This is a genomic window from Flavobacterium aureirubrum, from assembly GCF_038739835.1.
In the GTDB taxonomy this organism is placed as follows: domain Bacteria; phylum Bacteroidota; class Bacteroidia; order Flavobacteriales; family Flavobacteriaceae; genus Flavobacterium; species Flavobacterium aureirubrum.
In genome coordinates this window covers 218322-226526 of the sequence record NZ_JBCGDO010000003.1, presented here as the reverse complement: position 1 = coordinate 226526, position 8205 = coordinate 218322, and the positions used below count along the sequence as shown (strand labels likewise).

Genomic DNA, 8205 nt, shown 5'->3' with positions numbered 1-8205 from the left:
GTTTTAAAACAAGAATATTAGCAAAAATTACAGCATTAACTTTAGTTCAATATATCAATAAATTCATCTTTGATAGACCAATAAATAATATTAAAAATCAAATAATTTAATTACACCCAACGGGTTAATATATAAAAATTATAATTCTGTTTTTATTAAATGTCAACAAAAGGGCTACTTTAAAGAAGATTTACACGCTATAGCTTATAGCGCATCAATATGGCGTTCAAAAAACAAAATTTGATGTAAAGTTTTTTTGAAAAGTTTGTCATCTATAAAGGCCAAGCCTATTTTTTTTGTAAATAAAAAAAGACTTTACATTTCTGTAAAGTCTTTCTAATAAAGCTCCCCCTCTTGGGCTCGAACCAAGGACCCTCTGATTAACAGTCCCTTCAAGTTATGTTGTGTATACTTGCTTTTTGTTTCTTTTTATCTGAATATCAGTTAAATAACAATTTTCCATTTTCTTTTGTTTTCTGATTTTTAGCTTTTATAATGACAAATGTTTTACAAATGTTTTACAAGGATTTAATCAAATTACTGATTGAACTTTATGTAGAATTCATTTTCAGGGTAAATTTCCATATTCCAAAGTAAATCCCAAAACAAACTTGATAGCTGTAAAGCTCCTTTAAAATCTTCACGCCGAATAAAGATGTGTATATCATCCCAAAAATAAATGACAATATCATTTTGGGGAATATTTATGTAATTAGTAGTATGCCAATTTATTGCAATAAGCTCTTCTTGCTCAAAATAAACAGCAACTTTATCCAGCCATTTTTTGACTTTTTTTACAGAATTTGAAATGGTATCAAACTCCTCAACTTCATCAATATAAAATGATTCTAGTATTTGGAGATCAACTATTCGTTTCATGTACTTATACCTATCAATAAACTCAATTTCTTTTTTATATCTTCCGCTTAAGTCAGCATACGTTAGAGGTTCCAACATTCCTTTTCCATTATCAAATTCCTCAATACAATATTTTATTGCTCTTTGATATAAGGCTTCATTATTTATTAAAAAATCTCTGATTTCATTTACATTTGAAATATAGGGGTACGCAAATTTGGATAATTGAATTTCGTAATCTTTTATTTCATTCAAAATTAAAATCTTTTCCAAGTCCATTTTAGGCGGTAATTTTTTGAATATAGGTGTTGTCTTTTACTCTTTAATATTGTGGTATTCCAACATGGTTTGCAATCTAGTATTGAAAGGCTGTAATTCCTCAGTACAAAATTTGTTTTTATACTTAGTTATTAAAGGATTAAAAGTTTCTTCTAATACAATAAATTCTTTGAAATCACTAAGTTCAATTTTAATTCCTAATTCTTTTGACACAACTATTTTATCTCCTTCAATTTTGCCTTCTTCCCATTCAAAATGGGAGCAATAAAAATGTTCTGCATATTGATAGACGTTTTCATAATCAAGCAGCCATTCTATGACCTCTTCATCATTTTCTTGGTCTAAGAGTTTGTATCTGTTATTGGCTTCAATTATGGTTTGTTCATGTTCTAAAAAACTAACTAAACTTTTAAATTCATGAAAAACCCAAATCAACTCTTGCATACAAAAATCATTATATGACTGTTGCGCTATAGTTTTATAGTGGTTTTTGTACCAAGAGACATATTCCGCTTTTTTAGGAATATAGTTTGATGATGGGGTTATTTCATTAAGAATTTGAAGGTAAATATTGGTTATTATAGTCATGCTCATTAATCTTTACTTTTTAGTGAAATTTTAATATTTTAGTTCAGTATACCTTCGATAGTGGTATTGTTAAAATTTTCTGAAATTTCATCAAAAATCAAGTTGTCTAATCCATGAATTCTATTGGTAAATTTAAAAATATAATCAAGATTCCATTTTATTGATTTATTATAGCTTAAACGATGCCAACCCCATTTATCTTCAAATCGTTCTATTAATTCAATACTCCAAGGCAACGAAGGATTAGAGCTTAAATCATCCCAATTCCATCTGTCTTCATATTTTTCTAAAAGTTCTACACTCCATGGTAATGATAGATTTTCACTTAAACCAAATATAATAGCTTCAAAATATTCATTATTATCGTTAATACCAAAAATCCATTTATCTTCAAATCGTTCTATTAATTCAATACTCCAAGGCAATGAAGGATTAGAGCTTAAAGAATACCATTCAATATATTTTTCATAACGTTCAATTAATTCTATAGTCCAAGGGAAATTAGTGAGTTTACAGAAGTAATGTATACGATATTTAAATTTCCATGTTTTATTATTCTCAAATATTTCAATCAATTGGTTGCTCCATGGCAAAAAAGGATTTTCTGCCAAATGTTGCCAATCCCATTTATTTTTATATTTTTCAATTAATTCAATACTCCAAGGTAATGCACTATTTCTAGTTAACATTCGCCAATCCCATCTATCTTTATAAAGCTCTATCAAATCAATGGTCCAAGGTAATAACTTATTAGAGCTTAAAGTAGACCAAGCCCATTTGTTTTCATATCGTTCAATTAATTCTAAACTCCATTCAAAAAAACTACTTCTGCTCAAATTTATCCAATTCCAGTTATTTTTAAATTCGTCAATTAATTTAATACTCCATGGAATAACACTATTTTTACTTAAACTCTCCCAATCCCATTTATCTTTATATTGTTCTATTAATTCAATACCCCAAGGTAATGATAGGTTAGAACTTAAATTATGCCAATCAGTATTACCAAATCCCCATTTCCAATTATTTTTAAATTGTTCTATTAATTCAATACTCCAAGGTATTGAAGTGTTCTTACTTAATATATTCCAGTTCCATTTATCTTCAAATCGTTCTATTAATTCAATACTCCAAGGCAATGAAGGATTAGAGCTTAAAGAATACCAAGTCAATTTATCTTCATATCGTTCTATTAATTCAATACTCCAAGGTAATGAAGTGTTTTCGCTTAATGTGTACCAAGCCCATTTGTTTTCATATCGTTCTATTAATTTGTATTCCCAAAATAAAGACTTATTATCAATTAAACATTTTAAAAAAAACTCACACCTAAAATGCCATAATATACTTTTTTCAAAAAGTTCAATTAATTTTAAATTCCAAGAAATAGCATTATTCCGCGCCAAAGTATACCAATCACAATTGTTGATCAAAAACTCAATAATTTCAACTTCTGATGGTAATGAAGTATTGTTGGCTAATAATTCCCAATTCCATTTATCTTTATAATACTTTAATAGTTGAATACTCCAAGGCAACGAAGGATTAGAGCTTAAATCATCCCAATTCCATTTATTATTGAATGTTTCAATAATTTCAAAATTCCAAATAATAGAGGAATTTGAACTTAAATTTTTAAAATTTAACCTTTCACAATTTTTGATTATTTGATCTATGTTTAAAGGATAATATTTTGAAATTAAATCAAATAATTTTAGCGGATTATTTTTAAATAATTTGACTATTTTTTCATCTTTGTCTTTAAGATCAAAAGAATAATTTGATAAAAAATCGTGATTTAAAAAATTATTTAGAATAGTTAATCGATAAAGAATGAATTTGTCCCCAATAGAATTTTCTTTAACAATAGGTTTACTTAAAACAAGATTATCTATTTCAGGATTTATATTTATCTTTTTTAAAGTTTCAACTTCAGCTCCAATACAAATAAGATTTTTTTCTTTGCCTTTAACCCATGCATAAGCCCAAAACCTCCCGTCTAAATAAGGAATATCATTATTAATAAAGTCAATAGTAGAACTTGTTGTAACATCTACTAATAATTCTTTTAAAGTTGCCATTTAATAATATTTATACAAACTATTAACAATTAATTTAGCAGATATATAATTAATATTGACTATTCTCTAGACTAAAAAGGAATATTATCAATTTCATCCTCTTCTATTTTTTTTGTGATATAACTATATTCCGAATTTGGATTGGCATCATACATTGCAATGGCTTCTTCTTTTGAAAATCCTTGTTTAATGTATTTCACATATTCTTCACCTACACAATCACAAACTGCTTTGTTATCAGTTTTTAAGAAAGAAAAACAGAATTGTATTCTGTGAATTTTTCCATTATGAGAATCAAGCATCAATCCGGCTTTGGTTTTATCTGTAAATTCTTGTGGCATTCTAGGAAATGTTCCAAGGTTTAATATTACAATATTTTTTCCAAAACTACATCCAATGCATTGATCATAAATAACATCATTAATCTTTGTAGTTTTGATTTTTGTATGATACCATTTTAAAAAGTCTATTTTAGACGCTTCAATAATTTCTAAATTATCATCTTCAATTTCAAATATTCCTTTTTCTTCTAATAGATTTTCAAGCGCGAATATATCTGAATTTTTACTAGCCAATGTAAATTGCTTTATCAATTCTATCGTATCCTGTATAAAAGTAATTTGGTTCATATTATGATTTAAAAAGGAACATTATTAGGTGAACCTGGTTCATTGTATTCATGAAGATAAATTCTTTTGTTCAAACCCTCAATTTTGTTTGCAGTTTTTAAATCAGCACATTCTGCTACTCCAATAATTTTGTCTACATCATTTTCAAATAATAGGTTCATGTAATTTTTACTATTATTACCAACAAGAATATGCCCATAGCAACCTTTATTACATCTATTACAAATACCTAAATTAGGTTTAAGAGAAGTATCTCCTTGTTCTATGAATTTATTGAATGCAATTGCCATGTCTTTCAATAAAAATAATCGTTTGGACTGTTTATAATCCTCCGTATAAATATAAAATTCTTTGAACATTTCTATGTCAAGTCGCATTGTTGCCTCTAATAGCACTTTTTCCAATTCAATCATAGAAATAGACATGAGTTCATTTTCTTCTTTATTCAACATAGTTTTGCTTAGGATTACTTTTCCCTTTTAAAAATCTTTCTCCTTGTTCATTGTCTAAAAATTCAAATGAAAATCCACCAAACCTTGGATATTGTTTAATATAATACGTTTTACCTGGCTTTGCATTTATGACAAATATATCTTCATTGTGGGCAGCTCCTAATGTAGCTCCTGCATGAATAAGTTGAGTATTTCCTATGGTATGTTTGCCTTCTTCTACATCCCAACATAGAAAACCATTGCCCCCTGTTTTTCCAATTAAAACATCATCGCAAAATAATGAAGTTGATACAGCTCCACCAGAAAATCCGGTTCTAATAACATAAATTCTTGCTTTATTATTTTCTAGTGTTTTATTATGGGTGAAGTTTTGAAATTGCTTTGTAGAGGCACAAGAGCATGCAATAAGAATTAATAAAAATAAAATTATTTTTTTCATTTTATAAATGTATTATGTGGTTGTTAAAAATTACTTATAGTTATCATAAATGATAACCAAATAGACAAAAATAGAACAAATTTTGAGTTATCAAATAATACAACTCGAAAAGTTTAATGTCAGACAATTCTCTTCAAATAAATATTGGTCAACAAATCCAAAAACTCAGAGAGTTGAAAGGGCTATCACAACAAGATTTGGCTGCAAAATGCAATTTTGAGAAGAGTAATATGTCTAGATTGGAAGCAGGAAGAGTTAATCCTACACTTTCTACCTTAGAAAAAGTTGCCAAAGCACTTGACGTTTCCTTAGTTGAACTTTTTAACTTCTAAGAGTAACAAAAATTCCCCTTAAAATATCGCAGTTGTAGGCTAATACAATCTCTTTTACTTTATCATTTGTCAATAACTTACCTGTATATTTAAAATAGTCATAATCTATTCCGCTTTTGTCTGTTTTGGTTTCCATATACTCCAACTCAAATTCATGTAAAGCAAACTCTTCCCCAATACAAAATTGGTTTAAAATAAAATCTTCCATTGTAAATAAGTTGATTTATGCCCTATCAATATTGATATGACAAATGTAGTTATGAATTATAAGAGTTTAGGAGAGTTGCAAATTTGCAAGAGGAGTTTTAAAACATTTCTGGAGTTAATCGGTCAAAATTATTCCAAATGATGTCTTTTGTATTGAACAGAACAACTCTTTCTTCTTCTCCAGAACCCGATACAATGTAATATTTGGCAAAAGAAGCATCCATAATTTTATAAAATGCAGATTTAATTCTGGATAGGTGGGTGTAAATAGCTTTTGTTTCTATATTAATGACATCATCTATACTCTTAGACATTTTATCATAATCCAATTGGTTTGAAACTGAAGTGTAAATAGTAAGCAACTCTTTTCTGTAGTTGCTTAGTTCTTTTAAGTTAATGCCTTCAGGATGCTTTAGAAACAAGAAATAGATTGCTTTGGTTAAATGGCTCATCTCTACTTCTTTTTTAAAATATGGGAGTTGAATTTTATTTTGATAATCAATTTCTATTTTACTAATGCTATTAAAATCAATCTTTTGTGATTGTTTATTAAGTAAGTCTTTTAACACCGGAATTAGAAATAACAACTGACCACTATCTTTTAGGTCCGCTAATTTATTTTCTAACTCTTGAACAACTTCTTTAGCATCATCATCTAGCTGTTCTGTATAATCTATAGCCGGAAGGAAACTGGCAATCATATTATCCCCAAGACTATAGTCTACCCAATTATCAGTCACTATATACTTTATTGCTTCCTCAAAAAACAATTCATAGTCATGATTTGAGTTAGAATAGAAATAATCAGAAACTCCAATAACTCCTTTGTCATATTTAAAAAAAAGCAAACCTGAATTAATGTTACTTTTAAAATCAAGTAGATTTAAAAATTCCTCTGACTTTATTTGTGATGGAACATATTCATTTTTATCACTAATAAAGTTAATCTCCTCCTGAAAATTATTAAATACTTGACTTAACATTTTTTCATTGAAGTGTTCAGTAACTCTCTCAGGAAGTAGATAGTAGTTAAGTTGAGGGAAGTAATAAGAGATGAGCTCTTGTATATTAGTAGAGGAGCTTGAAATTAATGGAAAATAAATGAAATTAAGGTCATTTGCTGCAAACTTAGATTTAAGCATTTTGAAATTTCTCCTGATATACAGACTAAGCTCTTTGTTTTGCTCCTTTTCAAAATAAATAACATAATTGTCAGGGATTGTGAATTTATCCCCTAATCCAAGATTTCCAAATAATCCAGATTGTTCAACAACTATGTTTTTATTTTCCTGCATTTAAAATTATCATTTAAAGCAACTAATATAAAAAAGCTATTAATAATATATGGCTTTATAAATGAAAAATTGAAAATCATTCAAATTAAGGGCTATTTAAACAACCTTACGCTTTCAACTTAACTTTCCTTCATTAGAAAAGCTATAAAAACCATTTTTTGTTATAATCAAATGGTCTAATAAGTTTATCTCTAGTAAATCCGAACATTTAGCAATACTCTTGGTCAAAGTAATATCAGCTTCACTTGGCAGCAGTTTGCCGCTTGGGTGATTATGACACATTATAATTCCAGAAGCATTGCATTTTAAAGCTACTGCAAAAATTAATCTTTGGTCAACTATAGTTCCAGTAATGCCTCCTTTAGATAAAGGATAAATACCTAGCACTTCATTGGCTCTGTTTAATAACAATATTTTAAACTCTTCTTGCAATTCTATTGTGTCTAAATTCCATGAAGCTAATAAAACGTCATAAGCCTCTTCCCCTGATTTAATTTTTACTTTAGGAGTATCACTAGTGCTATAGGCTACTTTTATTTCAGACACATTTAATAGCGTTTTTTTCATTTCTGGTTGTAATTAGGTTAAAAAATTAAAAAAGTAAATAACCTATGCCTGATTATAGACATAGGTTATCTTTCTAATGCACTAATTGACCATTAGTTGAGAAGGAATTACCTTTTGGGGCATTGCTCATAAACTCCTCAATGGTAGTTTTGCTTTTCTCTGCAGTTTGAATAGGAGCTTCTTGCTCAACGTATTCAAATCTGTGTGATAGAGTAATGACTTCACCTGTGGCTTTGATGGTGTACTCATACGCTTCACATTCTACTTTTCTAACAGATCCCGGAAGTTCTGTTCCAATTAATGATTGACAGGTTAGCTCATCAAATGTGCAAGACATATTTGCTTTTCTTGCAGTCATGTACAATTTACCTGTTTCTTGGGATTTTACTACTTCAATCCCACCTTGAAGTTCTAGAGTGAAGAATACTTTTCCTTCCTCTGTTGTTCTTTTTTGATAGTTTACAATTCTTACCATCTT

At 28.3% G+C, this 8205-nt stretch carries 11 protein-coding genes and 1 pseudogene; 2 read left to right on the top strand and 10 right to left on the bottom strand.

Features of this window, described 5'->3' with window-relative positions; genetic code table 11:
• Positions 1-110, top strand: a pseudogene (locus tag WFZ85_RS04425) (IS982 family transposase); the annotation flags it as partial.
• Positions 111-537: 427 nt separating this feature from the next.
• Here the strand turns inward: WFZ85_RS04425 and WFZ85_RS04420 are convergent.
• From WFZ85_RS04420 to WFZ85_RS04395, 6 genes are all read right to left on the bottom strand, one after another.
• On the bottom strand, positions 538-1137 hold the full coding sequence (locus WFZ85_RS04420) for a hypothetical protein (RefSeq protein WP_342695073.1): 600 nt from the start codon (positions 1135-1137) through the stop codon (positions 538-540).
• A 36-nt stretch (positions 1138-1173) separates the two neighbouring features.
• A complete protein-coding gene (locus WFZ85_RS04415; RefSeq protein ID WP_342695072.1) occupies positions 1174-1731 on the bottom strand; it encodes a hypothetical protein in 558 nt (185 codons plus the stop codon).
• A gap of 32 nt (positions 1732-1763) precedes the next feature.
• The gene (locus WFZ85_RS04410; protein ID WP_342695071.1) at positions 1764-3806 is read right to left on the bottom strand and encodes a hypothetical protein; all 2043 of its coding nucleotides are present in this window, start codon (positions 3804-3806) and stop codon (positions 1764-1766) included.
• A gap of 71 nt (positions 3807-3877) precedes the next feature.
• Entirely contained in the window at positions 3878-4435 is a 558-nt protein-coding gene (locus WFZ85_RS04405) for a hypothetical protein (protein WP_342695070.1), read from the bottom strand.
• Between the two features lie 8 nt (positions 4436-4443).
• The gene (locus WFZ85_RS04400) at positions 4444-4887 is read right to left on the bottom strand and encodes a hypothetical protein (protein ID WP_342695069.1); all 444 of its coding nucleotides are present in this window, start codon (positions 4885-4887) and stop codon (positions 4444-4446) included.
• Positions 4877-5326 carry a DUF2846 domain-containing protein gene (locus WFZ85_RS04395; RefSeq protein WP_342695068.1) on the bottom strand — a complete coding sequence of 150 codons (450 nt, stop codon included), beginning with the start codon at positions 5324-5326 and terminating at the stop codon, positions 4877-4879. The genes WFZ85_RS04400 and WFZ85_RS04395 overlap by 11 nt, the downstream gene beginning before the upstream one ends.
• 116 nt (positions 5327-5442) lie before the next feature.
• On the opposite strand from WFZ85_RS04395, the gene WFZ85_RS04390 reads away from it, so the two are divergent.
• The gene (locus tag WFZ85_RS04390) at positions 5443-5658 is read left to right on the top strand and encodes a helix-turn-helix domain-containing protein (protein WP_342695067.1); all 216 of its coding nucleotides are present in this window, start codon (positions 5443-5445) and stop codon (positions 5656-5658) included.
• Here WFZ85_RS04390 and WFZ85_RS04385 read toward each other — a convergent pair.
• The 4 genes from WFZ85_RS04385 to WFZ85_RS04370 all read right to left on the bottom strand — a co-directional run bounded on the left by WFZ85_RS04385 (position 5648) and on the right by WFZ85_RS04370 (position 8202).
• On the bottom strand, positions 5648-5866 hold the full coding sequence (locus WFZ85_RS04385; protein ID WP_342695066.1) for a hypothetical protein: 219 nt from the start codon (positions 5864-5866) through the stop codon (positions 5648-5650). The genes WFZ85_RS04390 and WFZ85_RS04385 overlap by 11 nt on opposite strands.
• A 97-nt stretch (positions 5867-5963) precedes the next feature.
• Entirely contained in the window at positions 5964-7160 is a 1197-nt protein-coding gene (locus tag WFZ85_RS04380; RefSeq protein ID WP_342695065.1) for a hypothetical protein, read from the bottom strand.
• 114 nt (positions 7161-7274) lie between these two features.
• Positions 7275-7727 carry a JAB domain-containing protein gene (locus WFZ85_RS04375; RefSeq protein WP_342695064.1) on the bottom strand — a complete coding sequence of 151 codons (453 nt, stop codon included), beginning with the start codon at positions 7725-7727 and terminating at the stop codon, positions 7275-7277.
• 73 nt (positions 7728-7800) lie between these two features.
• Positions 7801-8202, bottom strand: a complete 402-nt coding sequence (locus tag WFZ85_RS04370) for a hypothetical protein (protein ID WP_342695063.1) — start codon at positions 8200-8202, stop codon at positions 7801-7803.
• Positions 8203-8205: the final 3 nt, after the last annotated feature.